This is a genomic window from Halosimplex marinum, assembly GCF_051414075.1.
Classification (GTDB): domain Archaea; phylum Halobacteriota; class Halobacteria; order Halobacteriales; family Haloarculaceae; genus Halosimplex; species Halosimplex marinum.
Genome location: NZ_JBLKNY010000005.1, coordinates 348,024 through 370,814, shown reverse-complemented (window position 1 = coordinate 370,814; position 22,791 = coordinate 348,024). Strand labels below are relative to the sequence as shown.

The following is a 22,791-nucleotide window of genomic DNA, read 5'->3' as shown; positions in this document are numbered from 1 at the left end:
TTCGAATTACCGGAGATACGTCCCGATCTCGTCGGCGACGGTACCGACGAATTCGTCGGTGACGCGACCCTGCCACGCAATCAGGTCCTCGGTTCGCGGTGAGTGGACTGCCCACGGCGAGACGAACGACTCGCGCGGAACGCCGCCGACTTCCCACACGTCGGAACCCAATGCGATCGAGTGTTCGTACTCCTTGGTCGAGATCGCGACCGCGAGAGACTGCTCACCGTCGAACGGGTGCGAACTGTTGTTGACGATCAACCACGGACGCTGACGCTCCTCGCCCAGCTTGAACGGATCGGCACTCCGAACGACATCTCCTCGCTCCGGTTGCATTTATCGGTCCCGTTCACTCGGGTGTGGTTCGCTGGGAGCGACGGCGTCCCACTCGTCCGGATCGATGCCCTCATCCTCGTCATCGAGCTGTTCCGTTGCAGCATGGAGATCGTACGCATCCTGTACCCGACCCAGGTCCTCGGTTATCGCCCAGTATTCGCCCTTGTGTCGGACGAGATCACGCTGTTTCAATCGGGAGAGCGCGGTTCCAACGGTGTTCGGATCTTCGCCGACTCCGGTCGCAATTTCCGAGCGGGTGAACGCCTTGTCCCGGTTCGTATACAAATAGACGAGTACCTGCTCGGGAACGCTCGGACCGTCTGGTAGGTCCCCCGTTTCGAACTCCTCGATACGAACTGGCATACGGAGTACTTAGCGTGCTGATGTAATGAATGTACTGCTGTGCCGGAGCTACAGGCGGTTGAGTCGGGAACACTTCTACCACGTCTACTAGTAGATTCTCCCCCGGTAGTGTTCCGGGCGACACGATTCCGACGGACAGCGACCGCCTCGCCGCGAGTCGCCCACCGTTAAGACACGTCGTTTCGAACGGCACGACGATGCCAGTCGAGCCCGAAACCGCGGCCATCGCGGTCGTCTCGCTGTGCGGTGCGGCCGCCGTCGCGGTCGTCACGCGCCGCCACTACGAACCACCGCCGCGGGAGGGCGAGGACGAGCCCCCCGAACCGGTGTTCGAGACGGTCGTGTTCTTCGCCCTGGCCGCGGGGCTGTTCGTCGGGCTCGGCTACGCGCTCGCAACCGTCGGCCGCTGGGGACTGGTGGGACGGGCCGTGACGCTGGCACTCTCGGTCGTCGGGCTCTCCTCGGCGTACGTGACTGCCACCGGCCGAGTCGCCGGGAACGCCGAGACGGCGAGCGCCCGCATGGGCGTCGTCAGCGCAACCGTACTTGGAGTGTATCCACCGCTGTTCTTCGTGCTGTCGGTGCTGTAGGGGATCAGAGGACGGCGAGGAGTGCCGAGGTCGCGTTCTGTGGGTCCGGAAGCTGGTCGCTGAAAACGATGACGACGTAGAGGAGCGTGAACAGCGTCGCGTTGTAGATCCCGTGGATCAGCGACGGCACGACGATGTTGTCGGTGAGTTCGTAGGCCGCTCCGAACACGAGCGAAGGGCCGACGAGGACCCCCAGCGCGACGAGGTTGCCGGCGGCCGACCCGCCGGTCAGCGCGAACCAGTGGAGGCCGGCGAAGACCGAACTGGCGAGGATGATACCCGCCACGGGACCGAGCACCTCGCGGAGCCGTCCCTGCACGACCCCGCGGAAGAGCAGTTCCTCGCCGGGGCCGATGACGAGGATCGACGCGGGGATCAGGATCAGCAGGACTTCGGGGTTCTCCATGCCGATCTCGGCGGCCTGGTTCGTGCCGGTGTCGACCTGCAGGAGCGTGACGAGGATCGACCCGCCGAAGGCGGCGGCGAGGGCGACCACGTACCCGCCGACGACGATGGCGACGCCGCGCAGGTCCGGCAGGTCGGCCTCGATGTCGAACGGCCCCGGGACGCCGTCGAACCCGAGGATCGACCTGATCTCCGGGCCGACGGCCGGCCGGAGTTTGAGGTACGCGAGGGCGACGCCGGCACAGCCGACCCCCTGGACGAAGACGAGGCTCAGGACGATCAGCGCGCTGGCCGAGAGTTCGATGCCGAGCCCGTAGGTCAGGACGGCCAGGGCGACGGAGACGAGGAGGAACCCGAGCAGGAGTCCGCCGCCGCCGAGGCCGACCGCCGAGACCAGCGCGACGGCCGTCCGGAGCGGGGACCGGTCACTCGTTGACATTCTCACCCGCCGATACACCCGTCGCACCCAAAAGCGATTCCCTCCCGGGGGGCAGCCGTCGGAGGTATCGACCGACCGACGGGCGGCGACCGACCCGCGCGAACGTATAAGGTGATCTTACGGCTTCCCGGGCGTCAATACCCGTTTCAGGGCAAGATATATGTGAACGTCTGTCACACGTTCGGGTACGATGGTAGAATGTGACCACTGCGGCGACGACGTGTTCCGCGCGTGGCGGCGACGCGAGCGGACGGAGACGATGACCCGCCGGACGGTATCCTGGGTCTGCGAGGACTGTCACCCCGAACTGGGCGAGACCGGCCGGACGACCGCGACCGGCAGCCGCGCGGTCGCGGACGGCGGCAGGCGCACTGAGCCCTGACGAGCGGCGTTCGGACGGTTTCGAGCGGGGCGCACGCGATTTCAACGGGCTGACCTCTCCGGTAGAAATTTGTAGGTGAAGCCGAAAGAACCGTGCGAAGCCGTCACTGGGTGTATGAGCAGGACGTTCTACGGCGTCCTCGGGGTGGGACCCGACGCCGACGAGGAGGCGATCCGCGCCGCCTACCGCGAGCGCGTCAAGGACCACCACCCGGACGTGAGTTCCGACCCCGACGCGGCCGTTCGATTCAAGCGACTGACCGCGGCGAAGGAGACGCTCCTCGACCCGACCGAACGCGCCCGGTACGACCGGTTCGGGCACCGCGCGTACGTGGCAGCGCACGCCGATTCGGCCCTCTGGACGACAGAGGCGTCGGCGGCGGCCGCGTCGACGGCCGACAGCTCGACGACCGGGACTCGTGACGCCCGCGAGACGGTCGGCCGAGACCGGGGTGGCACTCGCGACGCGACAGACGAGTCGCCGGCGAACGGATCGGACCGGAAGACGGCCACGGAGAATCGGCGTCGTCGCCCCGCGAGCGCCGACCCATCGAACACCGGGAGGCGACGGCGGACCCGGCGGCCGTCCGGGTCGTACGCCGCGACCAGTTTCTGGGGGACCGCCGAGCGCTCTCCGGGCGCCGGGCGGTCGTCGGGTCAGGCGACGCGGCGCGCGCTGGCCGCGCTCCGCCGGCTCGGGCCGTGGATCCCGGTCCACGCGCTGTTCCTCTCGCTTGCGGTCGGGACCGGCTGGTACGTCTACGCGGTCGTCCTGCCGCCGGCCGAGCGGTCGGCGGCGTTGCTGTTCGTGCTCATCGGCGAGGTGGGGCTGGCGGTGGTTCTGTCGTCGTTGCACATACTCACGCGGCTATACCGATAGCGGTCGCTCGGCGCTTCTGGGACGGGTTCGAGTTTCAAACGAGTTTTTGTCTTTTGGGAAAGCCCATTACGCTCGGCCATCTGTGCTAGGGTAATGGGTCGTCTGCTGCCGTTCAAGTCGGAGCCGACGCGGACGCCCGACGAGCCGAAGGTCCTCGACCTCGACGACGACGCGACCGAGGAGGCGCTGTCGGCGCTCTCGTCGGACACCGCGCGGAAGATCCTCGCGACGCTGTACGAGGAGCCGAAGACGCCGCCGGAGATCCGCGACGAAGTCGGGACCTCCCTCCAGAACGTCCACTACCACGTCGAGCGCCTGGAGGACGCCGAACTGATCCAGCCCGCCGGCGAGGGGTACTCCGAGAAGGGCACGGAGATGACCATCTACGCGCCGGCGAGCGAGGCGCTCGTGCTGTTCGCCGGCCAGGAACACGACCGCTCGCGGCTGAAGACGGCGCTGACGCGCCTGCTGGGGTCGGTCGGCCTGCTCGCGGTCGCGAGCCTCGCCGTCCGGCGGCTGTTCGGCGAGTCCGGCGGCCGCCTCGGCGACTACGGCGTCTCGTTCGGGATGGGGTCGCAGTCCGGCGCCGACCGCGGAGCGGGTGGCGGCGACGGCGGGGGGACGGCCGCCGGTGACGGCGCCGGCGGTACAGCCGGCGGCGACGGCGGCGACGGCGGCGGTGCAGGCGGTGACGGTGGAGACGGCGCGGACGCGGGCGACGGCGCCGGCGAGGCCACGACCACCGGCGACGGCGAGGTGGGGATCTTCGGCGGCGAGGACACGACCGACGCCGGCGGCGGGACCCCGAGTCCGACGCCCGATCCCGCCACCGCGACCGAGGCCCCGTCCGGCACGCCGTCGCCCGCGGGCACCCCGTCGCCGACCCCCGCGGAGACGGCGTCGGCGACGCCGGCGGGGACCCCGTCCCCTACTCCTGCGGGGACGCCGACGCCGGCCGCGACGCCCTCGCCGACATCCGCGCCGACGGAAACCCAGGCCGCGACGCCCGCCCCGACCTCGACGCCCACCGCGACGGAGACGGCGACGCCTCAGTCGACTCCCACGCCGACGGATCCGCCGTCGGCCGCGCCGACCGATACGGGGATGGACTCGGGGACGATCACGCTCGACGCCGAGACGCAGGTCCCCGCAGAGACCGTCGACGGTGCCCGGCAGGTCGCCGCGAGCGGCGACCCCCTGCTGGCCGACCCCGCGGTCGCCTTTTTCCTCGGGGGCCTGTTCATGATCCTCGTCGTCACGGCCTGGTGGTACGTCCAGGGGTGACTTCGGAGCGGTCGGGGGTTCCCGACGCTCGCCGTTCCAGCGACTGTCCGCGCTCGCCCGGTCACGATAGCAAGGCGTATGGGCCAGTCGCGGCAACGGCGAGGTATGAACGTGCGACGCGTGGACGCGCTCGGTCCCGACGAGCGGGCGGCGCTGTTCGACCGCGACGCGGGGGTCGAGGGGGTCCGCGACGACGTCCGCGGGATCGTCGACCGCGTGCGGTCGGAGGGCGACGTGGCGCTCAGGGAGCTCTCGCGGGAGATCGACGGCGTCGAGGTCGGCAACATCGACGTGACCGACCGGGTCGACGGGGCCGCCGAGGCGGTCGACGAGGAGACCCGGGCAGCCATCGAGGACGCGGCAGCGAACATTCGCGAGTTCCACGAGCGCCAGCTCCCCGAGGACTGGACGGAGGAGTTCGACGGGCGGGAACTCGGCCGGCGGTTCCGGCCGATCGAGTCCGTCGGCGTCTACGCCCCCGGCGGGACCGCAGCCTACCCCTCCAGCGTCCTGATGGGCGTGATCCCGGCGGTCGTCGCTGGCGTCGAACACGTCGTCGTCGCGACGCCGCCGGCCGAGGAGCTGAACCCGGTGACGCTCGCGGCGATCGACGTGGCGGACGCCGACGCCGTCTACCAGATGGGCGGCGCGCAGGCGGTCGCCGCGCTGGCCTACGGCACCGAGACCGTCGGCGCCGTCCAGAAGGTCGTCGGCCCGGGCAACCAGTGGGTGACGGCGGCGAAGGCCGAGGTCCGGGGCGACGTGGAGATCGACTTCCTCGCCGGCCCGAGCGAGGTGCTGGTCGTCGCCGACGAGACGGCCGACCCCTCGCTGGTCGCCGCGGATCTGGTCGCCCAGGCGGAACACGGCGAGACGAGTTCCGTCGTCGCCGTCACCGACGACGAGGAGACGGCCGACGCCGTCGCCGCGGCCGTCGACGACCACGCCGCGGGTCGCGACCGCGAGGAGACGATCCGCGCGGCCCTCGACCGGGACGCCAGCGGCGTCTTCCTCGCCCGGTCGATGCCCGAGGCCGTGCTGTTCGCCGAGGAGTACGCACCCGAGCACCTCTCGATCCAGGCTGCCGAGGCCGAGGCCTTGCTCGACCGGGTCCCGAGCGCCGGCAGCGCCTTCCTCGGTCCCTACAGCCCGGTCGCAGCCGGCGACTACGCCACGGGGACCAACCACGTCCTCCCGACCAACGGCAAGGCGCGGGTGACCGGCGGGCTCTCCGTCGACACGTTCCTCCGCTCGACCACGGTCCAGCGCCTCTCCGCGGACGCGCTGGGCGACCTGCGCGACACCGTCACGACCCTGGCGGACGCCGAGGGGCTCGAAGCCCACGCCCACAGCGTCGACGCGCGCTTCGAGGGCGACGACGCGAACGGCAGCCACGACGCGAACGACGGCGACGACCCCGGTGCAGGCGCCGGGAGCGCGGGCGAGTAGCGCCGGATTACCGGGCCGGGTTCGGGACCGGCCGCGTCGCGGGTCGTCAGGTCTTTCTGCGATAGCGTCGTTCGGTCGTGCATGACAGAGGACGTGCGCTACCGGCCCGCGAACGCCGGCGACGTGGACGGGATCCAGCGCGTCGCCCACGAGGCGTGGCACGCCGCTTACGACGACATCCTCGGCGAGGACGCGGTCGAGTCGACGCTCGACGAGTGGTACGAGGACGACGCCATCGAGGCCGGCGTCGAACACGACGCCCAGGACTTCTTCGTCGCGACCGTCGACGGCGAGGTCGTCGGCTACGCCCACGTCGGCCCGCACCCGCCCCGCCGGGTCCACCAGGTCTACCGCCTGTACGTCGACCCCGACCACTGGCAGGAGGGGATCGGACGCAACCTCGTCGCGGAGGTCGAGCAGGCGCTGTACGACCGCGACGTGACCGCCTACGAGGCGGAGGTGCTCGCGGGCAACGACCGCGGCGTCGCCTTCTACGAGGCGGTCGGCTTCGAGCGCGTCGACGAACAGGAGACCGAGTTCGGGGACACCACCGCGACCGAGTACATCTTCCAGAAGCGGCTGTAGCGCGGTCGCGGTCGCGCGGACCGCCGCCGAGCGACCCGTCGCCGTCAGGGTTAACACGTTCGGGACGGAACTCAAGGGTATGAGTTCCACGACGGAGTCCGACCCCGACCTGGGCGGCGAGGGCATCGAGGTCACGGAGGCAGCGGCCGAGGAGGCCCTGTCGCTGCTGGAGGGTGAGGACATGGACACGGACGTGGCGGGGCTGCGGCTGTTCGTCCAGCAGGGCGGCTGCGCGGGGCTGTCCTACGGGATGCGCTTCGACTACGAACCCGACGAGGACGACACCGTCTACGAACACCACGACCTGCGGGTGTTCGTCGACCCCGCGAGCATGGACTACGTCGGCGGGTCGGTCCTCGACTTCGAGGGCGGGCTCCAGGGCGAGGGGTTCCACGTCGAGAACCCCAACGTCGTCAGCGAGTGCGGCTGCGGCGAGAGCTTCCGCACCTAGTCTTCCAGCTCGAACGCCACCTCGACCTCGGCCTGGTACTCCCTGTTCTCGACGCTGGCGACCTCGACGCCCATCTCCTCGACCTCGACCCACTTGACGTTCTGCAGGGTGTCCTCCGCGCGGTCGACCGCGTCGTCGACGGCCGCGTCGAAGCTCTCTGTACTGGTCCCGATCAGCGTGATCTTCTTGAAAACCATCGCGACGTGTGATACGACCCCACGGTACAAAAGCTTCGGCCGGGTGACAGAGCAGCGGCGAGTTACGCGGACGGGCGAGCGCCCGCCTCGGCGGGGCGGGGTCGACCGGGTCCGCGGATGTCAGGCGGCCCGGTGTTCGAGCCGGTCCTGGATGTACTGGGAGACGTCGTTGAGGTGAGCGGTGCCCCAGGTTGCGACGACGACGGCGCCGAGCGTGTTGTAGACGAGGTCCCACAGCGAGTCCTCCAGGCCGTACTGGGTCAGCACGGAGTCGGTTCCCAGCAGGGCGGCCACCTGGCCGATGGTGAACTCGATGATCTCCCAGAAGACGCCGTAGGCGAGCACGAACATGAGGATGAACAGGAAGACGAACCGCGGCGGGAGGTTGATCTGGTCGGAGTGTTCGTCGAGCGCGCGGACGGTGGCGTAGCCGACGCCGGCGACGACCGACGACGACAGCGCGTGGGTCATGTGGTCCCACCAGGAGATCGAGACGTAGAAGCTCTCGCCGCCGGTGCCGATGGTCCCGAAGGCGTGGAGGAAGACGGCGCTGGTGATCCACAGCGTCAGTCCGGCGTCGAGGGGGACGCCGTAGTCCCGTTCCAGCACCGGGACGAGCTGGGCGATCAGCAGCGCCACGCCGGCGTTGGCGATGATCTTCACGTTCAGCTTCCAGAGGCCGTAGAGGAAGACGCCGAGCATGACCAGCTCCATCAGCCAGGTGAGCTGGCGCTGGCGACGCGCCGAGATGCCGAGGCGGTCTCGGATCCTCACGCCGTCTCACCCCGGATCCGGCCCTCGACCAGCGCCCGCCGCCTGACGTAGAACTGGAAGACGAGCCCGGCGACCAGCCCCGCGATCCCGGAGCCGACGAACTCGACCATCAGGCGGTGCTCGATGGCTTCGAGGTCCGCGTCGCTGAGGACGCCGTCCGGGCCGGGGTCGAGCAGGAGCGTCGTCCCCAGGTGCACGTCCGATCCCCAGCGCGCGAGCGCCCAGAGGCCGGCCGCGCCGAGCGTGGTGACGACGACGAACAGGACGGCGAAGCCGACGCTCATCTCGACGGGCGTGAACTCGTGGAGGATCACGGCGACCAGCAGCGCGAACGCGGCGATCGAGAGGTAGGTCGCGACGGTGCTGGTCACCCGCAGCGTCGCGACGGCGCGGCCGACCACCGGCAGCCCGGCCAGCAGGACGACCTCGGCGGGCGGCATCGCGCGCGGGTTCCGGAGCAACAGCGCCGGCAGCGCGACCACGACGCCGACCGTCGCGGCGAAGGCCGCCCACAGCAGGTCGCCAGTGAGCGCGCTCTCGATACAGACCAGGCCGACGACGCCGACCAGCACCCACGCAGCGCCGGCGTTGACCCGGGTATCGGTCAGCAGCTCGCCGAGGTCCCGTTGTGCCATCTATACCGTGACCGATTCGACTCCACACAGGAAACGCTACCGGCCGGATGAGTCGCTCGGGCCGGGTGAGTCGCTCGGGCCGGGAGAAACCGCCGGGCGCTCAGGCTGCGTTCCGGTGGCAGGCGACCTCGTAGTCGCCGTCCTCGTCGACGCCCATGATCGCCCACTCGTAGTCCGGGTCGGCCGCCTTCAGGCGGCGTTCGAGCTCCGGGACGTCCTCCGACCAGGCGACGAAACACCGATACTCCCCTGTCTCCGGCGTCTCGTCGAACTCTTCGGCCGGCGTGACGTGGACGACACGCCACTTCCGCTCGGCCAGGTACTCGCCGCCGCTGTCGGTTACCGTGTATCCGAGATCCGCGAAGATCGACTGGGCCTTCTCGTCGAGGTGCTTGGTAACAGCCCTCATTCGTGTCACGATACCACGCCGACCGGGATAAGTGTTCCTACAGTTTACAGGTGCCCGGGACGCGAGTCTGTCCTGTCCGCGGGTAATGACTGGTTACGCCGGCTCCACAGTGCCTGATACGCGGCGGTCGTTGTGATGCGCGGCGGTCGCTGGTCGGTGACGGTCCCGATGGCCGGGACGGCGTCACTCGTGGGCGGCGTCCCACTCCTCGGCTTTCCGCAGGTTGCCGCAGTCGGTGCACTTGATCCGCCCCATCGAGTCCATGGCGGTCCGGAACGAGTCGCAGTTGCCGCAGAAGTACCCCCAGCGGCGCTCCCGGTCGGGCGACCGGTAGACGACGAAGAAGGGGCCGTCCGACCCGCGTTCGGCGTCCTCGGTGTCGACGTACAGGGTCTCCGCGCCGGGACCGGTCTTCGTCTCCATGTGCGAGGGGAGGGCAAGGCCGCCCAAAATCCTTCCGTCCGTGACCGGACCGGGCGGTCCGCTACCGAAGACGCTATGAACGCGTAGGGACTCCCATCCGACGGATGTCGCCCCGGGTCCTCCACTACTCGGACGTCGAGAACGCCTACGACACGCCCGAGCGGGTCGCCCGGCTCGCCGGACTGGTCGCGGACCGCCGCGGCCCCGACACGCTGGTCGCCGGCTCCGGCGACAACACCGGCCCCGGCGTGCTGTCGCTCGTGACCGACGGCCGCCAGTCGCTGGACTTCTTCGAGGCCGTCGACCCCCACGTCGAGACGGCCGGCAACCACGACTTCGACCACGGCTTCGACGCGCTCCGGAGCGTGGTCGCCGACTCGCCCCAGCGGTGGACGCTCGCCAACGTCGGACTGGACGGCGAGCGGTTCGGCGCCGACGCCGGCGTCGAGGCCGGCGCCCTCGTCGAGCTGGCCGACGCGGCGGTCGGCGTCGTCGGCGTCCTCGACCCGGCGACGACGGAGATGACGCCCGGCACCGAGGCGCTGGAGTTCAGCGAGCCCGTCGACGCCCTCGCCCGCGAGGTTCCCCGCCTCCGCGAGGCGGGCGCCGAGTACGTGGTCGCGCTCGCCCACACGAACGACGAAGACGCCCGCGCGATCGCAGCGGAGACGGGGGTCGACGCCGTGTTCGCCGGTCACTCCCACCACCAGCACGCGACCGCGGTCGACGGAACGCCGTTCACCCGGCCGGGCGCGACCGGGGGGTACCTCTACGAGGTCGACCTCGACAGCGGCGAGGTGACCTGTCACGACACTCGGAGCGCCGACCCGGACCCGGCCGTCGTCGACGCCCTCCGCGAGCGGATCGCCGCTAGCGGCCTCGACGAGGAGGTCGCGCACGTCGATCGGCCCCTCTCCCGGGACCGCGAGCGCCGACTCGGCGGCGAGTGGCGACTCGGCAACTTCGTCGCCGACGCCTACCGCTGGAAGACCGGCGCCGACGCCGCCATCCAGAACGGCGGCGGGATCCGCGAGGGGCCGCCCCTGTCCGGCGACGTGACGGTCGCGGACCTGATCAGCGTCAGCCCGTTCGAGGAGCCGGTGGTCGTCACCTCGGTCACCGGCGCGGAGCTCCGGTCGGTCGTCGCCGAGGCGGACGGCCGCGCCGTCGACGGCCTGGACGACTACTGGTACGGCCACGTCAGCGGGATGCGCGTCGCCGCCGAGGACGGCGGCTACGAGCCGTACGTGGACGGCGAGCCGGTGGCCGACGACGAGCGCTACACGCTCGCGGTCCCGAACTACCTCCTGATCACCGACCTGGAGTTCCCGACGCTGACGGAGGCCCACGCGGTCGAGCGCTACGGCCTCCAGTATAAGGTCATCGTCGAGTACGCCCGCGAGTTCGGCATCGACGCCCGCCTGGAAGGGCGGATCCCGGACGCGGTCGCCGCCGAGTGACGCTACTGGGGCCGCCACCGTCCGGGGAGTGGCCGGGGAAAGCGACCGCGGGACGCAATGGAAAGGTTCAGGCGCCGGGGCGGACAACACCGGGGCAATGACGCAGGTCGTCGTCCCGGTCCGGTATCCCCTCTCGGAGCACTCGCGGGCGACCCTCTCGCGGGCGATCGAGATCACCGAGGAACGCGGCGGACAGCTCACCGTCCTCCACGTCAACCAGTACCAGGACAACCACCAGCCGACCCGCCGTGACCTGAAAGACGCCGTCGAGCGCGAGTTCGGCCGGCTGTCCGACGCCCGCTACGTCGTCCGCCAGGGACTGCTCGTCGAGGAGACGCTACTCGACGAGATCGTCGCCGAGGACGCCGACATCGTCGTCATCGGCAAGAAACAGGCCGGCCGCTGGCGGCGGATGATCCGCCGGCTGGTCGACGACCCCGACATCGAGACGTTCCTGCGCGACGAACTGGACTGCGACGTGGTCACCGCCGAACGCTGACCGGTGACTCTCAGCGCCGCCCGTCGTCACCGTCCCCGTCGCTCTCCGTGGGGTCGGGCGGTCGCTTAGACGGGTCGACACCCGCTCCCGGCTCTGACCGCCCCCGATCCGGTCGCTCCGGGCGGTCGGCCGCCCGTCCGTCGTGGACCCCGACCTGCATCTCGCCGCTCGTCTCGTCGAAGACGTGGTGCTGGTGAGGGTAGGCTATCTCCACGTCCTCCTCGGCGATGGCCTCGTCGAAGGCGGTCTGGATCTGCGAGCGGACCCGCAGCAGCCAGTAGGGTTCCTCGACCCAGTAGCGCAGCCGGAGGTTGATCCCGTGGTCGCCGAACTCGTCGACGTAGCAGGTCGGCCCCGCCGGATAGCGGGCCGCGCCGACCCGGATCCGCGGTCCCCCGCCGACCACGTCGTCGACGTTGCGGGCCGCGTCCTCGGCGAGTTGGCGGGCGCGGGCCAGGTCGCTCTCGTAGGTGACCAGGATGTCCAGCGACTGCCGCGTGCGGGTGTCCTCGGCGGAGTAGTTGACCACGTCGCGGTCGCGCATCGTCCCGTTCGGGATGACGAGGAAGGTGTTGTCGAGCGTGAATATCTTGGTGTACCGGAGCGTGATGTCCTCGACGAACCCGCGCTGGTTGCGGTCGGCGAGTTCGATCATGTCGCCGATCTCGTAAGGCTGGTCGGCCAGCAGGAAGACGCCGCTGATGACGCTGCCGACGATGGGCGCGAGGATGACACCCACCACCGCCGAGAAGACGGCGACCGAGAGCGTCAGGTCGGCGAGGCCGTAGCCGTAGATGCCCATGACCGTGAACGCCGCGAAGAGGAAGACGATCCCGCGGATGCCGCGCAGCGCCGTCCGCGTGAGGCTCGGCCGGCGGAACCGGCGGGCGATCCGGCGGCCGAGCAGTTTGACGAGCAACTGCGAGACGGCGTAGGCGAGGGCGATGACGACCAGCGACTGGGCGAGCTGGACGACCGGCGTCGGCGTGGCGTCGAGGACCCGCACCACCTCGTCGGGCAGCCACGACGGGGTCGTCGCCGTCCCCTCGGCCGTCGCGGTCCCGCCGGCCCCGCCGCCCGTCTGGGCGACCGCGACCGCCAGCGCCCGCAGCCACTGGACCATGGCGTGGTGTCCACTCCGCTCGGCAAAAGGGTTGTGTCACAGGCGGTCCGGCGGAGGGCGGCGGATCGACCCCGTCCGGGGACCCCGGTCTCAGAACTCGTGGACCTGTTCGTCGGTGATCGCGGCGTCGAGCAGTCGGGTTGGGGTCGCGTCGTAGGCGGGGTTCTCGACGGCGAAGCCGTCGGCGGGTTCGCGGATCACCTCGCTGGCCGAGCGGTGTTCGTTCTCGAAGGCGAACCCGCCGGTGACCATCTTCGCCTCGGCGCCGACGACGCGGACGGGCACGCCCGCGTCGCTCGCCGTGGCCGCCAGCGGGTAGGTGCCGATGCGGTTGTAGAGCGTGTCCTCGACGATGCAGTCCATGCCGACGACGACCTGGTCGATCTCCGGGAGGAAGTGGCCCGCCGCCCCGTCGACGATGAGGTGGGCCTCGACGCCGTCGAGGTCGGCCAGCGTCCGCACCATCTTCCGGCCGAGGTAGCGCGGCCGCGCCTCGGAGCAGTACACCTCGAGTTCGGTCCCCGCGTCGACGGTCCGCTCGATGGCCTCGAGGACGGTCGAGGAGTAGTCGTGGGTCAGCAGCGTGGTCCCGTCTTCGAGGTACTCGACGGCCCGCTCGGCGGCCCGGTCTTTGGCCGACTGGACGCGGTCGACGACCGACTCGACGGCCTCGCGGGTCAGCTCCTTGGCCGCGTCGACGGAGTCGGCGTCGGCGTCCTCGACGGTCGAGAGGACCTCCCGCTGGGTAGTCTGGAGGGATGCGTGAGAAGGGTTGGCCCGCCGGAGCGCGTGGCTGTTGCGTTCGAGCGTCCGGACGTACTCCTCGACGGTCGGGTACTCCCGCTCGGTCAGCGCGAGCAGCGCCTCGGCCGCCTTCACCGCGACGACGGACGAACTGTGCGTCTGCATGTCCGCGATCTCCTCGACCGTCTCGTCGATCATGGTAGGACCGTCGCCGCTCGCGGTCAAAGGCTTTCCCCCTGCCGATCAGACCCGACGGAGAAGCCCGCCCGGCCGCGAACCGGCCGCCCGCCTCTATCGATTCTGATACTCCCGCCGAAGCTGTTTTCGTCCCGTCTCGCGCTATCGTGAGTACATGACCGGTGGCGACCCGCGACGGGGACGAACCGACCGCGGCGGGAGCGAGCCAGGCGGTCCTCCCGGGGGCGACCGCGGCGTCTCGGAGTTCACCGGGGTCGCCATCCTGGTCGGGATCACGCTGCTCGTGACCGGGTCGGTGGGGCTGTACGTGCTCGTCGACTCCGGCTCGGGGAATCCGGGGCCGAACGCGAACTTCACCTTCCAGTACCTCGATAGCGCGTCGGTACTCGTCGTCACCCACGACCGGGGGGACAACTTCACGGCGAGCAACCTCACCCTCCGCAGTAGCGAGCGGTCGGTGCCGTGGCACGAACTCGCCAACGCGCCGGAGAACAGCAGTGTCACGCCCGGATCGACCGTCCAGCTCAGCCGGCGCAACGCCTACGGGGAGCCGGTCGGATCGGGCGACCGGATCGCCGTCGTCCACGCCCCGCCGGCCGGCAACGAGACGGTCCTCGACCGCTGGAACGGGACAGGGTGACGGCGAGGAGTCCGTCCCCGTCATCTGTCGGGTCGTCGACCGCGTCCGCCGACCTGTCCCGGCTCGACTCGGTGTTCAACCCTTGATGTTGCAGACCGGGAACGTGCGCGCGACGCGGTCGCCGATGCCGAGCGCGTCCGAGACGCGGACGACCTCGTCGACGTCCTTGTAGACGCCGGGCGCCTCCTCGGCGACGGTCGCGCCGCTCTGGGCCTTGACGTAGACGTGGTCCTGCTCGCGCAGGTCGTCCTGCACGTCGCCGCCCCAGAACTCCTGTTTGGCCTGCGTGCGGCTCATCAGCCGGCCCGCCCCGTGGGCCGTCGACCCGAACGTCTCCGAGAGGGACTGCTCGCCGCCGCGCAGGATGTAGCTCCCCGCGCCCATGCTCCCCGGGATGAGGATGGGCTGGCCAACGTCGCGGTAGGCCGGCGGCACCTCCTCGCGGCCGGCCGGGAACGCCCGCGTCGCGCCCTTCCGGTGGACGTACACCTCGCGCTCCTCGCCGTCTTCCACCTCGTGGGTCTCCTTCTTCGCGATGTTGTGGGCCACGTCGTACAGCAGGTCCATCTCCATGTCCCGCCACGAGCGGTCGAACACCTTCTCGAAGACCTGGCGGGTGCGGTGGGTGATGAGCTGGCGGTTCACCCACGCGAAGTTGATGGCCGCGCACATCGCGCCGTAGTAGTCCTCGGCGAGCTGCGAGCCGGCGGGCGCCGCCGCCAGTTCCTTGTCCGGTAACTGCGAGAGCAGCCCCTGATGGGCCTGCTCGATGTCCCGAAGGTAGTCCGTACAGACCTGGTGGCCCAGCCCGCGCGAGCCGCAGTGGATCAGCACGACGATCTGGTCGGGTTCCAGCCCGAAGTCGGCGGCCACGTCCTCGCGGTACACGTCGGTCACCCGCTGGACTTCGAGGAAGTGGTTGCCGCTGCCGAGGCTGCCGACCTGGTTCTTCCCGCGGTCCTTGGCCTTCTGGGAGACCTTGCTGGGGTCCGAATCGTGGCGAACGCCCTCGTCCTCGCAGTATTCGAGGTCCTCGGGGACGGCGAAGCCCTCCTCCAGCGCCCACTCCATCCCGCGGTCGAGGATGGCCTCCACGTCGTCCATCGACCCCTCGAAGACGCCGCCGCCGCCCAGCCCCGACGGAACGTTCGCGAACAGCGCGTCGACGAGTTCCTCCTCGCGACCCTGCACGTCCGCGTAGGTGAGGTTCGTCGTCATCATGCGGACGCCGCAGTTGATGTCGTAGCCCACTGCTCCGGGCGAAATACAGCCATCCTCCGCATCGATGCCGGCGACGCCGCCGACCGGGAAGCCGTAGCCCTGGTGGCCGTCGGGCATACAGACCGCGTACTTGCGGACGCCCGGCAGGTGCGTCGCGTTCTTGAGTTGCTGGAGCGTCTTGTCCTCGCTGATCTCGTCGAGCAGTTCCTCGCTGGCGAGCACCCGCGCGGGAACGTTCATCTCGCCCTCCTGCGGGATCTCCCAGACGTAGTCCCTCACCTTCTCCAGGGTGATGCCGTCGGCGTCGTAGGTGGTCATACGCGAGTGTCCGCCCGGCGCGCCGAAATCGGTTTCGCTGTCTCCCGAGGCGGGATCGGTCGCCGCGCCCGCGGTTCGGGAGCGCCCGTTCACCGGAGGTCAGGGTTCGTGAAGTGGCCGATCGTCTCCAGGGGTTCCCAGTCGCCGACCAGCGTCTCGCGCAGTACCTCGTGGTGTTCCTCGTCGATATCGTACGCCTCCTCGTCGCCGGCCTCGTCGGCGGCCGCCAGGTCCTCGGCCTCCATGTAGACGTAGAGGTAGGCCTCCTCGTCGGTCGAGCGGACGAACGCCGTCTCCGTGTAGACGCCCTCGTGGCGGAGCGTTGCGACGACCTCCGACTCGCGTTCCTGCAGTTCCTCGAACCACGAGCGCAGTCGGTCCGCCTTCCCGTCCTCGATGCGGGCGCGGGCGAGCGTGACTTCCGGCATCCCGTTTCGGCCGTCGTATCAGCGGGGGATAAAGAACGCGGTCGTCCGTGTCGCCCTACGCGGTCCGCACCTCCGGTCGGGCGGGTCAGTCGGCGCTCGGAACCGCGTCGCGGTCCCGGTCGCGGTCCCCGGCGGCGCTCAGCCAGGCGTCGAGCGAGAGCGGGCCGCCGCCGAGCGTGAAGATGGCCGAGATCATGCCGAACAGCGTGATGTGGGCGAGCACGGGGTCGTCCGGCAGGCCGAACAGCGTCAGCACGAGCATCGTGAACGCGACGGCGGCCGCGCCGCGGGTGTAGTAGCCGACGACCAGCAGCAGACCGACGCCGATCTCCGTGAGGCCGGCGCCGAGCACCCACAGGCCGGGGTCGACCGGGACGACGGCCGTCAGGTCGTACCTGTCGACGACCTGGACCGCCCGGGAGGGGTTGGCGAGCTTCTCGACGAGCCCGAGGTAGGCGAACGCGAGGCCGACACCGACCCTGAGGACGGTCGCGACGTAGCGCTCGTGGGATTCGATCCGCTCGGCGAACCGCTCGGCGACGCCACGGACGGGGTCGATCCGCCCGTAGTAGGTCCCGGAGGAGCCCGCAACCACGCCGAGCATGTGGTCGGCGCTGGGGCGTCCACTCCCGAGGAGGATGATGGCGACGAAGCCCGGGACGTACTCGACCGCGAGCACGAGCGCCGGGTTGAACGCCAGGGCGGCGAGATACGTCAGGAGGCCGGCCGCGGCGACCGCCCGCGTCGCCAGGCCGAAGAGCAGGAGGAAGCCGAGGCCGACCTGGAGGACCCGTGCCTCGGCGGGGACGGCCGGGCTGAAGAGGTACCCGGCAAACCCGGCGCCGACGAGCGGCAGCCCGAGACTCAGCCGCAGCATCCACGGGACGTACTCCCGGTAGTCCGCCAGGGCGGCCCGCAGCGCCTCGATGTCGGGCACCGTCGGCCGGGTCACGAACAGCGCCGCCAGGAGCGCGACGACGCCGACCGTCCCACCCGCGACGAGCGCGAGGTTCAGCGGGTCCGCGAGCACCTCGGCGGCGAACTCGACCGCGTCCCGCGTCGCCGTCGGCGCGTCGGTCACGTAGTCGACGTGCGCGCTCGCCCGGCCGGCGAGCGTCGCGAGCGCGATGCCGACCACCAGCAGGGCCGAACCCGACCGCACGCCCGGTCTGTCCATGCCCGCCGGTTGGTGTCGGTCCGGGATAAGTGTCGGCTTCTCGCCCGCGGGTGGCGGGGAGACGCGGCTACACGTCGAAGACGACGTAGGCGTGCCAGCCGTCGGCGGTCTCCGAGAGGTCCATCTCCGAGTAGGTGACCGCCTTCAGGTCCCGGGCCTCCACGGCGTCGAGGGGCACCCCGCGCGCCGACCCGGAGAGGTGCCACTCGCCGTCGTCCGACGTGGGCGCTGCCACCGCGGTCTCGTTGTCGACCGGGAGGACGCCGCGCACGTCCCGCTCGTAGATGAGTTCGTCGAGGTAATCGAACAGCAGCGCCTCGCGACTCTCGGCGGCGACCGACAGTTCGAAGCGCTCGCCGCCCTCCCTGGGTATCTCGTCGCACATCGCCGCGGCCATGCCGTCGGCGACGGCGCCGAAGACGGCGTCCAGCGACTCCCCGCTGGCCTCGACGGCCACGTCGGCGGTGTGGTCACGGAGCGCGAAGCTCACGCGTCGCCCCCCGCGGCGTCCCCGTCGGTCGCGTCGCCCGGTCCATCGGTCGCGTCGCCGGTCGACGGTTCGGCCGAGGTACTGTCGTCGCTCGCGTCGGGGGACCCGTTCGTGTCCTCGCCGCCGGTCTGTTCGAGCATGTAGTGGCGGACGGCCTCCTCGCCGTCGACCTCGGTCTCGTCGATGTCCGGGTGGATCGCGGCGAACTCCCGGCGGGCCTGTTCGCGCAGGTCCTCGGCCGCGTCGCCTGTCAGGTCGCTGAGGTCGTCGACTGTCCGGGTTCCCCACGCGCTCAGGTCGCCGACGCCGTCGCGGGCCTGCTTGCGGATGGTTTCGAGGTCGACGAGCTCCTCCGGCGGTTCCCCCTCGGTCCGCTCGCCGGTCGCCACGCCGCTGGTGACGATCGAGCGGATGCCCTCCTCGACGGTCAGGTCCACGTCGTACACCCGGTCGTCGGAGACGTGGATGACGTATCCGCCCATGACGGGGTTGGGGGCGAGCGGCATGAACAGCGTCGTCACGTCGTCGTGGCCGGTCGTGTCGCCGATGGTCGGCGGCGCGTCCGCGGTGACGAACGCCAGCGAATAGGAGCCCTCGCGGGGGAACTCGACGAGCTTGACCTCGCGGAAGCTCTCGGCGTCGTTCGACAACAGGAGTTCGGTCATCTCGTTGAAGCTCGTGTAGACGGAGCCGATGCCGGGGATGCGGGCCATCAGCGTGTCGAACACCTGCTCGAAGCCGTCGCCGGACCGCGTCTCGGCGATCAGGCCGATCACGAAGATCATGACGACGAGCGTCAGCACGGCCAGCACCTCCAGCTGAAGCGAGGTGAGGTTCGTTCCGATACCGAACCGCCGGCTGAGGAAGTCCACGAACGGGCTGATCGCCTGGAGGATGAAGTTGACGACGAACGCCAGGACCATGGCCGTGATCAGGACGGGGATCGTCACCGCCGCGCCGCTGATGAACACCTGGCGGGCCTTCTCGGCGAGCGTCGTCCGCGCGGTGCTCGCGTCGGCGACGGACCTGGACGAGAGCAGCACCATACTCTCCTCCTGCGTGCCGGCCGCCGAAAGGTTTGCGACCGGGAGGGTTGAGGGCGACGCCGCGCCGATGGAATTATAGTGGCTTACCCGCTACAGCCCCGGTAGTGAGCGTCAACGTCGAGCGACGAGTCGTCGACCCGGGGGACGCCGACTACGTCGAGCAGGCCTGGCAACTCAAGGAGCGCATCCGCGCCGAGGACGGCGTGCTCCGCCAGCGCCGCGGGTTCTTCGAGAACGCCTACGAGCGGTCGACCGTCTACCTGTTCGTCGACCGAGCCGACCGCAACGCCCTCGTGGGGTTCGCGGCCGTCCGCCGCGACGGCTACATCCTCTTTCTCGCCGTCGACGCCGATTATCGGGGCGAGGGTTTCGGCGAGGCGCTGGTCGCCCGCGTCGCCGAGGACTACAGCTCCGTGACCTGCCACGCCCGGACGACCAACCGCGACGCCATCCACTTCTACCAGCACATCGGCTTCACCATCGAGCGCCGCATCGACAACTACTACGAGGACGGCGGCGACGCCTACTACCTCAAGCTCGGCGAGGAGGAAGGGCTCGCCGACCGGCTCTCGAAGCTGCTCGGCGGGTGAGCCCCACACGTCGACGGGAACGGGCGTCGGTCAGACCAGGACGAACGTGACGAGCAGCCCCGCGGCCGTCGCGAACGCGACCGTCGGTCCGCCCGAATCGTATGCGTCGGGCATGATCTCGATGGCGAGCGACGCGAGCACGGCGCCGCCACCGGCCGCCCGGACGACCGCCAGGACCGTCTCGCCGACGCCGGCGAATGCGACGTACCCGACGACGACCGTCCCCACCAGTCCGACGGCGGTCGCCGTCCAGACGGCGAGCGTTCCGGCCGGGGACCGACCCGTCTCAGTCATCTCCTCCGCGCCGGCGACGGCCTCGGGGAGGTTGTTCGCGGCGATGCCGACGAGGATCGCCAGCGGTCCGTTCGCCAGTCCGCCGACGAGGGCGACGCCCAGCGTGACGTTCTCGGCCACACCGTCGAAGACGACTGCAGCGAGGATCGCCCGCCCGTCGAGGTCACCGCCGGTACCGACGCGGTACTTCACCGCCACGTACAGGCCGGTCCCGGCGAACAGGGCCAGCGCCGTGCGGACGGGCCCCGCCGTTCGGAACGCGGGCTCGAACAGTTCGAACGCGAGGCCGGTGAGAAGCGATCCGCTCGCGAAGGCGAGCAACGCGCCCACCCATCGGTCGGACGGCGACAGGCAGATCCCGGCGACCGCACCGACGACCAGCGGGAGCGCGGTCCCGATCCCGAACAGGAGGGCCAGGGCGACCATCCGTGACCTCCGCCTTCGGGTCCGCGCCGGAAAACGACCGGGCCGGGTCGCGTCCGTCGCCGTCGGACCCGTCGCGTCGCCGGGGCGACACCGGCAGTCGTCTGGTCCCGGATCCGGGGCGTCCGGCGGTGAGCGAAACCGCTTTCACGCCCCGTTCGAAACCGGGTAGCCGTGCAGGAACAGACGCGGGCGTACCTCCGGGGGCGGTTCGGCGACCATTACCGCCGGACGGACCTGACGCCGCCGCCCGAGGCCAACGAGCGCGAATGGGGCTACGTCCCCTGGACCGACGGGCCCGGCGAGACGATGGTCCGTCACCGCTCGCTGCTGGACATGGGCAACCTCGACGACTTCCTCGCCCGCGAACGGCCGAAACACGTCTACTTCTCGGCCGGCCGCTACGAGAGCCCCGGCGCGAGTTCGATGGGCGAGAAAGAGTGGCGCTCCTCCGATCTGGTCTTCGACCTCGACGCCGACCACCTCCCCTCGGTGACCCTCGGCGAGGACAGCTACGCCGAGATGCTCGCGAAGTGCAAGGACGCGCTCCGCCGCCTGCTGGACTTCCTCGACGACGACTTCGGCTTCGACGACATGACCGTCGTCTTCTCCGGCGGTCGGGGCTACCACGTCCACGTCCGCGACGAGACGGTGCAGGAGCTGGGGAGCGACGCCCGCCGCGAGATCGTCGACTACGTGCGGGGGATCGGGCTGGACCAGGAGTACGTCCAGACCAGCGAGATGCGCGGCGGTGTCAGCCGCCGGGTCGTCCAGACGGGGGGCGGCTGGGGGCGGCGGGTCCACGAACACCTCCTCGAATTCGTCGACGATCTGCTCGCGATGGACGAGGACGAAGCGAAGGCCCGATTGCAGGAGCTGGACGGGATCGGCGAGGGCCGGGCGGAGACCGTCCACGGCGCCCTGGAGAGCAACGCCGAGGCGCTGGAGGCGGGCAACGTCGAGGTCGGCGGCGTCGGCCTGCGGACGCTGCTCGACGCGTTCGTCGCCGAGGTCGTCGAGGATCAGAACGCGCCCATCGACGAGCCGGTGACGACCGACGTGAACAGGCTGATCCGCCTGCCGGGCAGCCTCCACGGCGGGAGCGCGCTGGCGGTGCGACGCATCGACCGGGCGGACCTCGACGAGTTCGACCCGCTGGTCGACGCCGTCCCGGAGACGTTCGTCGGTCACGAGATCAACGTCGAGGTGACCGACCCCGGCACCGTGGAACTGCGTGGCGATACCTTTAATCTCCAGGCGGGCGAGTGTTCCGTTCCGGAGTACCTCGGCGCGTTCCTGATGACCAGAGGGCGCGCCGAGAAGGCACCAGAATGAGTAACCCGCGATGATGGACCTGGACGAACTGCGCTCGGTACAGAGCCGCGAACGGCAGACCGACAGCCTCCAGCAGCTGCGGGAGTCGTTCTACCAGGACGCCGGCGAGTTCATCCAGCAGTTGCACCGCGAGCGCGAGCGCGCCGCCGAGGAGGCCGACGACCCCTGGGACGCCCCGGAGGTCAACCGCATCAGCGACGACATCGACACCGCCGAGGGGACCGTCGAGGCCATCTACGAGCGCCGCGTCGGCAAGATCGTCAAGATGGCGTCGCTCGCAGCCGCGGACATGCCCACCGAGGACGAGGGGCTCACCGCCGAGGAGCGCACCCTCTTCGAGACGCTGGTCGAGGCCATCGAGGAGAACCGCGCCCGCGTCGAGGCGGTCATCGAGGGGGAGAACCCCGCCGCCGCGGCCGCCGACGTGGGGACGGGCGTCGAAACGGATGCCGGGGAGGGTCCGGAGACCGGCGGGACGGACGGACCCGCTCCGCCGGACGACACCGGCGCGTCGGGCGAGGCGCCCGCGGAGCACCCGCCGGATCCGCCGGCGAGCGATCCGGACGCGACCGGCTCGGACGCCGCGGACGGCGAGCGCGGCGAGGTACCGAGCGAGCCCGGTGACCTGGGCGACGCGCCGGCCTCGTCCGACGCCGGCGGCGAGTCGACGCCGAACCCGCCCGCGGACGAACCGGCCGAGGCCTCCGGTGTCGACGCCGCCGACCTGATGGGCGACGGCTCGGAGACCGCCGACGCGGCCGGCGCGACGGACGACGCCGACCCGGCCGCGCCGCCCGAAGCGTCGTCGGACGACGGGGGCCGCGACCACCCTCCACAGGCCGACGGCGGGGCCGGCGCGGTCGACGCCGGGGGGGGTTCCGAGCCCGGTCGCGAGGGCGGTCCGGCGGTCCCGGCGGGCGACGGCCCCGCGACCGAGTCCACGTCACCTTCGTCCGAGGAGGGGGCGAGCGGTGCGGAGGACGCGTCGGTCGACCGCGCGACGGTGAAGATCACGAGCGACGTGGGCGAGATCTTCGGCGTCGACCAGCGGGCCTACGACCTCACCGAGGAGGACGTGGTGACGCTGCCCGAGGCCAACGCCGGGCCGCTCGTCGAGCGCGACGCCGCCGAACGACTGGACTAGCACTTCTCCGCGGAACGGCAGCGAAACCGACCGCCCAGCGGCGGCTGGCGGGTGGGAAAG

General features: G+C 70.6%; 29 protein-coding genes. 13 read left to right on the top strand and 16 right to left on the bottom strand.

What is annotated here, in order from left to right:
* Window positions 1-6: 6 nt before the first annotated feature.
* Both ACMGFI_RS15245 and ACMGFI_RS15240 read right to left on the bottom strand, forming a co-directional pair.
* Window positions 7-336, bottom strand: a complete 330-nt coding sequence (locus ACMGFI_RS15245) for a hypothetical protein (RefSeq protein WP_436910676.1) — start codon at window positions 334-336, stop codon at window positions 7-9.
* Entirely contained in the window at window positions 337-699 is a 363-nt protein-coding gene (locus ACMGFI_RS15240) for a hypothetical protein (RefSeq protein ID WP_436910675.1), read from the bottom strand.
* Between the two features lie 197 nt (window positions 700-896).
* Between ACMGFI_RS15240 and ACMGFI_RS15235 the strand changes: the two genes are divergently transcribed.
* Window positions 897-1,289, top strand: coding sequence for a hypothetical protein (locus ACMGFI_RS15235; RefSeq protein ID WP_436910674.1), 393 nt, complete (start codon window positions 897-899; stop codon window positions 1,287-1,289).
* Between the two features lie 4 nt (window positions 1,290-1,293).
* Here the strand turns inward: ACMGFI_RS15235 and ACMGFI_RS15230 are convergent, their stop codons facing one another.
* The gene (locus tag ACMGFI_RS15230; protein ID WP_436910673.1) at window positions 1,294-2,133 is read right to left on the bottom strand and encodes a CPBP family intramembrane glutamic endopeptidase; all 840 of its coding nucleotides are present in this window, start codon (window positions 2,131-2,133) and stop codon (window positions 1,294-1,296) included.
* A 190-nt stretch (window positions 2,134-2,323) separates the two neighbouring features.
* Between ACMGFI_RS15230 and ACMGFI_RS15225 the strand changes: the two genes are divergently transcribed.
* The 6 genes from ACMGFI_RS15225 to ACMGFI_RS15200 all read left to right on the top strand — a co-directional run bounded on the left by ACMGFI_RS15225 (window position 2,324) and on the right by ACMGFI_RS15200 (window position 7,163).
* Window positions 2,324-2,515 (top strand): hypothetical protein, encoded by a 192-nt coding sequence (locus tag ACMGFI_RS15225; RefSeq protein WP_436910672.1) that lies wholly within the window; start codon window positions 2,324-2,326, stop codon window positions 2,513-2,515.
* Window positions 2,516-2,629: 114 nt separating this feature from the next.
* The gene (locus ACMGFI_RS15220; protein ID WP_436910671.1) at window positions 2,630-3,394 is read left to right on the top strand and encodes a DnaJ domain-containing protein; all 765 of its coding nucleotides are present in this window, start codon (window positions 2,630-2,632) and stop codon (window positions 3,392-3,394) included.
* 93 nt (window positions 3,395-3,487) lie between these two features.
* Window positions 3,488-4,678, top strand: coding sequence for an ArsR/SmtB family transcription factor (locus ACMGFI_RS15215; protein WP_436910670.1), 1,191 nt, complete (start codon window positions 3,488-3,490; stop codon window positions 4,676-4,678).
* Window positions 4,679-4,783: 105 nt separating this feature from the next.
* The gene (gene hisD / locus ACMGFI_RS15210) at window positions 4,784-6,127 is read left to right on the top strand and encodes a histidinol dehydrogenase (protein ID WP_436910669.1); all 1,344 of its coding nucleotides are present in this window, start codon (window positions 4,784-4,786) and stop codon (window positions 6,125-6,127) included.
* A gap of 81 nt (window positions 6,128-6,208) precedes the next feature.
* On the top strand, window positions 6,209-6,712 hold the full coding sequence (locus tag ACMGFI_RS15205; protein WP_436910668.1) for a GNAT family N-acetyltransferase: 504 nt from the start codon (window positions 6,209-6,211) through the stop codon (window positions 6,710-6,712).
* 79 nt (window positions 6,713-6,791) lie between these two features.
* Window positions 6,792-7,163 carry a HesB/IscA family protein gene (locus ACMGFI_RS15200; protein WP_436910666.1) on the top strand — a complete coding sequence of 124 codons (372 nt, stop codon included), beginning with the start codon at window positions 6,792-6,794 and terminating at the stop codon, window positions 7,161-7,163.
* On the opposite strand, the gene ACMGFI_RS15195 is transcribed toward ACMGFI_RS15200, so the two are convergent.
* From ACMGFI_RS15195 to ACMGFI_RS15175, 5 genes are all read right to left on the bottom strand, one after another.
* The gene (locus ACMGFI_RS15195) at window positions 7,160-7,360 is read right to left on the bottom strand and encodes a dodecin (RefSeq protein WP_436910665.1); all 201 of its coding nucleotides are present in this window, start codon (window positions 7,358-7,360) and stop codon (window positions 7,160-7,162) included. The two genes, ACMGFI_RS15200 and ACMGFI_RS15195, sit on opposite strands and share 4 nt — an antisense overlap.
* Before the next feature lie 120 nt (window positions 7,361-7,480).
* On the bottom strand, window positions 7,481-8,134 hold the full coding sequence (locus tag ACMGFI_RS15190; RefSeq protein WP_436910664.1) for a DUF2238 domain-containing protein: 654 nt from the start codon (window positions 8,132-8,134) through the stop codon (window positions 7,481-7,483).
* A complete protein-coding gene (locus tag ACMGFI_RS15185) occupies window positions 8,131-8,769 on the bottom strand; it encodes a hypothetical protein (protein WP_436910663.1) in 639 nt (212 codons plus the stop codon). Before ACMGFI_RS15185 ends, ACMGFI_RS15190 begins: the two co-directional genes overlap by 4 nt.
* 100 nt (window positions 8,770-8,869) lie before the next feature.
* A complete protein-coding gene (locus ACMGFI_RS15180) occupies window positions 8,870-9,178 on the bottom strand; it encodes a DUF7116 family protein (RefSeq protein WP_436910662.1) in 309 nt (102 codons plus the stop codon).
* A gap of 183 nt (window positions 9,179-9,361) precedes the next feature.
* A complete protein-coding gene (locus ACMGFI_RS15175) occupies window positions 9,362-9,601 on the bottom strand; it encodes a DUF5816 domain-containing protein (protein ID WP_436910661.1) in 240 nt (79 codons plus the stop codon).
* Window positions 9,602-9,705: 104 nt separating this feature from the next.
* Here ACMGFI_RS15175 and ACMGFI_RS15170 point away from each other — a divergent pair, with 104 nt between their 5' ends.
* Together ACMGFI_RS15170 and ACMGFI_RS15165 are read left to right on the top strand one after the other, a co-directional pair.
* The gene (locus ACMGFI_RS15170) at window positions 9,706-11,061 is read left to right on the top strand and encodes a bifunctional metallophosphatase/5'-nucleotidase (RefSeq protein ID WP_436910660.1); all 1,356 of its coding nucleotides are present in this window, start codon (window positions 9,706-9,708) and stop codon (window positions 11,059-11,061) included.
* 97 nt (window positions 11,062-11,158) lie between these two features.
* On the top strand, window positions 11,159-11,560 hold the full coding sequence (locus ACMGFI_RS15165; protein WP_436910659.1) for a universal stress protein: 402 nt from the start codon (window positions 11,159-11,161) through the stop codon (window positions 11,558-11,560).
* A gap of 10 nt (window positions 11,561-11,570) precedes the next feature.
* Here the strand turns inward: ACMGFI_RS15165 and ACMGFI_RS15160 are convergent, their stop codons facing one another.
* Together ACMGFI_RS15160 and ACMGFI_RS15155 are read right to left on the bottom strand one after the other, a co-directional pair.
* Window positions 11,571-12,683: a mechanosensitive ion channel family protein gene (locus ACMGFI_RS15160; protein ID WP_436910658.1), complete on the bottom strand. Its 1,113-nt coding sequence runs from the start codon at window positions 12,681-12,683 to the stop codon at window positions 11,571-11,573.
* 90 nt (window positions 12,684-12,773) lie between these two features.
* Complete coding sequence (locus ACMGFI_RS15155) at window positions 12,774-13,625, bottom strand: eIF2B alpha/beta/delta subunit family protein (protein WP_436910657.1); 852 nt, start codon at window positions 13,623-13,625, stop codon at window positions 12,774-12,776.
* A gap of 154 nt (window positions 13,626-13,779) precedes the next feature.
* On the opposite strand from ACMGFI_RS15155, the gene ACMGFI_RS15150 reads away from it, so the two are divergent.
* A complete protein-coding gene (locus ACMGFI_RS15150) occupies window positions 13,780-14,265 on the top strand; it encodes a type IV pilin N-terminal domain-containing protein (protein ID WP_436910656.1) in 486 nt (161 codons plus the stop codon).
* 75 nt (window positions 14,266-14,340) lie between these two features.
* On the opposite strand, the gene ACMGFI_RS15145 is transcribed toward ACMGFI_RS15150, so the two are convergent.
* The 5 genes from ACMGFI_RS15145 to ACMGFI_RS15125 form a co-directional block, all read right to left on the bottom strand.
* Window positions 14,341-15,804 (bottom strand): RtcB family protein, encoded by a 1,464-nt coding sequence (locus ACMGFI_RS15145; protein ID WP_436910655.1) that lies wholly within the window; start codon window positions 15,802-15,804, stop codon window positions 14,341-14,343.
* 89 nt (window positions 15,805-15,893) lie between these two features.
* The gene (locus ACMGFI_RS15140) at window positions 15,894-16,232 is read right to left on the bottom strand and encodes a DUF6176 family protein (protein WP_436910654.1); all 339 of its coding nucleotides are present in this window, start codon (window positions 16,230-16,232) and stop codon (window positions 15,894-15,896) included.
* Between the two features lie 85 nt (window positions 16,233-16,317).
* The gene (locus ACMGFI_RS15135; RefSeq protein ID WP_436910652.1) at window positions 16,318-17,409 is read right to left on the bottom strand and encodes a DoxX family protein; all 1,092 of its coding nucleotides are present in this window, start codon (window positions 17,407-17,409) and stop codon (window positions 16,318-16,320) included.
* A gap of 67 nt (window positions 17,410-17,476) precedes the next feature.
* Window positions 17,477-17,899, bottom strand: coding sequence for an archease (locus ACMGFI_RS15130; RefSeq protein WP_436910651.1), 423 nt, complete (start codon window positions 17,897-17,899; stop codon window positions 17,477-17,479).
* On the bottom strand, window positions 17,896-18,945 hold the full coding sequence (locus tag ACMGFI_RS15125; RefSeq protein WP_436910650.1) for a DUF502 domain-containing protein: 1,050 nt from the start codon (window positions 18,943-18,945) through the stop codon (window positions 17,896-17,898). The genes ACMGFI_RS15130 and ACMGFI_RS15125 overlap by 4 nt, the downstream gene beginning before the upstream one ends.
* 104 nt (window positions 18,946-19,049) lie before the next feature.
* Here ACMGFI_RS15125 and ACMGFI_RS15120 point away from each other — a divergent pair, with 104 nt between their 5' ends.
* The gene (locus ACMGFI_RS15120) at window positions 19,050-19,535 is read left to right on the top strand and encodes a GNAT family N-acetyltransferase (RefSeq protein WP_436910649.1); all 486 of its coding nucleotides are present in this window, start codon (window positions 19,050-19,052) and stop codon (window positions 19,533-19,535) included.
* Window positions 19,536-19,565: 30 nt separating this feature from the next.
* Here the strand turns inward: ACMGFI_RS15120 and ACMGFI_RS15115 are convergent, their stop codons facing one another.
* On the bottom strand, window positions 19,566-20,255 hold the full coding sequence (locus ACMGFI_RS15115) for a ZIP family metal transporter (protein WP_436910648.1): 690 nt from the start codon (window positions 20,253-20,255) through the stop codon (window positions 19,566-19,568).
* 171 nt (window positions 20,256-20,426) lie between these two features.
* Between ACMGFI_RS15115 and priS the strand changes: the two genes are divergently transcribed.
* Together priS and ACMGFI_RS15105 are read left to right on the top strand one after the other, a co-directional pair.
* Window positions 20,427-21,587, top strand: coding sequence for a DNA primase small subunit PriS (priS, locus tag ACMGFI_RS15110; protein WP_436910647.1), 1,161 nt, complete (start codon window positions 20,427-20,429; stop codon window positions 21,585-21,587).
* 13 nt (window positions 21,588-21,600) lie between these two features.
* Complete coding sequence (locus tag ACMGFI_RS15105) at window positions 21,601-22,731, top strand: hypothetical protein (protein WP_436910922.1); 1,131 nt, start codon at window positions 21,601-21,603, stop codon at window positions 22,729-22,731.
* The last annotated feature ends 60 nt before the right edge of the window (window positions 22,732-22,791 follow it).

Excerpts from the sequence above, each read along its gene's own strand:
- ACMGFI_RS15245 (WP_436910676.1), bottom strand. The coding sequence starts at position 336 with ATGCAACCGGAGCGAGGAGATGTCGTTCGGAGTGCCGATCCGTTCAAG.
- ACMGFI_RS15240 (WP_436910675.1), bottom strand. The coding sequence starts at position 699 with ATGCCAGTTCGTATCGAGGAGTTCGAAACGGGGGACCTACCAGACGGT.
- ACMGFI_RS15235 (WP_436910674.1), top strand. The coding sequence starts at position 897 with ATGCCAGTCGAGCCCGAAACCGCGGCCATCGCGGTCGTCTCGCTGTGC.
- ACMGFI_RS15230 (WP_436910673.1), bottom strand. The coding sequence starts at position 2,133 with ATGTCAACGAGTGACCGGTCCCCGCTCCGGACGGCCGTCGCGCTGGTC.
- ACMGFI_RS15225 (WP_436910672.1), top strand. The coding sequence starts at position 2,324 with ATGGTAGAATGTGACCACTGCGGCGACGACGTGTTCCGCGCGTGGCGG.
- ACMGFI_RS15220 (WP_436910671.1), top strand. The coding sequence starts at position 2,630 with ATGAGCAGGACGTTCTACGGCGTCCTCGGGGTGGGACCCGACGCCGAC.
- ACMGFI_RS15215 (WP_436910670.1), top strand. The coding sequence starts at position 3,488 with ATGGGTCGTCTGCTGCCGTTCAAGTCGGAGCCGACGCGGACGCCCGAC.
- hisD (WP_436910669.1), top strand. The coding sequence starts at position 4,784 with ATGAACGTGCGACGCGTGGACGCGCTCGGTCCCGACGAGCGGGCGGCG.
- ACMGFI_RS15205 (WP_436910668.1), top strand. The coding sequence starts at position 6,209 with ATGACAGAGGACGTGCGCTACCGGCCCGCGAACGCCGGCGACGTGGAC.
- ACMGFI_RS15200 (WP_436910666.1), top strand. The coding sequence starts at position 6,792 with ATGAGTTCCACGACGGAGTCCGACCCCGACCTGGGCGGCGAGGGCATC.
- ACMGFI_RS15195 (WP_436910665.1), bottom strand. The coding sequence starts at position 7,360 with ATGGTTTTCAAGAAGATCACGCTGATCGGGACCAGTACAGAGAGCTTC.
- ACMGFI_RS15185 (WP_436910663.1), bottom strand. The coding sequence starts at position 8,769 with ATGGCACAACGGGACCTCGGCGAGCTGCTGACCGATACCCGGGTCAAC.
- ACMGFI_RS15180 (WP_436910662.1), bottom strand. The coding sequence starts at position 9,178 with ATGAGGGCTGTTACCAAGCACCTCGACGAGAAGGCCCAGTCGATCTTC.
- ACMGFI_RS15175 (WP_436910661.1), bottom strand. The coding sequence starts at position 9,601 with ATGGAGACGAAGACCGGTCCCGGCGCGGAGACCCTGTACGTCGACACC.
- ACMGFI_RS15170 (WP_436910660.1), top strand. The coding sequence starts at position 9,706 with ATGTCGCCCCGGGTCCTCCACTACTCGGACGTCGAGAACGCCTACGAC.
- ACMGFI_RS15165 (WP_436910659.1), top strand. The coding sequence starts at position 11,159 with ATGACGCAGGTCGTCGTCCCGGTCCGGTATCCCCTCTCGGAGCACTCG.
- ACMGFI_RS15160 (WP_436910658.1), bottom strand. The coding sequence starts at position 12,683 with ATGGTCCAGTGGCTGCGGGCGCTGGCGGTCGCGGTCGCCCAGACGGGC.
- ACMGFI_RS15155 (WP_436910657.1), bottom strand. The coding sequence starts at position 13,625 with ATGATCGACGAGACGGTCGAGGAGATCGCGGACATGCAGACGCACAGT.
- ACMGFI_RS15150 (WP_436910656.1), top strand. The coding sequence starts at position 13,780 with ATGACCGGTGGCGACCCGCGACGGGGACGAACCGACCGCGGCGGGAGC.
- ACMGFI_RS15145 (WP_436910655.1), bottom strand. The coding sequence starts at position 15,804 with ATGACCACCTACGACGCCGACGGCATCACCCTGGAGAAGGTGAGGGAC.
- ACMGFI_RS15140 (WP_436910654.1), bottom strand. The coding sequence starts at position 16,232 with ATGCCGGAAGTCACGCTCGCCCGCGCCCGCATCGAGGACGGGAAGGCG.
- ACMGFI_RS15135 (WP_436910652.1), bottom strand. The coding sequence starts at position 17,409 with ATGGACAGACCGGGCGTGCGGTCGGGTTCGGCCCTGCTGGTGGTCGGC.
- ACMGFI_RS15125 (WP_436910650.1), bottom strand. The coding sequence starts at position 18,945 with ATGGTGCTGCTCTCGTCCAGGTCCGTCGCCGACGCGAGCACCGCGCGG.
- ACMGFI_RS15115 (WP_436910648.1), bottom strand. The coding sequence starts at position 20,255 with ATGGTCGCCCTGGCCCTCCTGTTCGGGATCGGGACCGCGCTCCCGCTG.
- ACMGFI_RS15105 (WP_436910922.1), top strand. The coding sequence starts at position 21,601 with ATGGACCTGGACGAACTGCGCTCGGTACAGAGCCGCGAACGGCAGACC.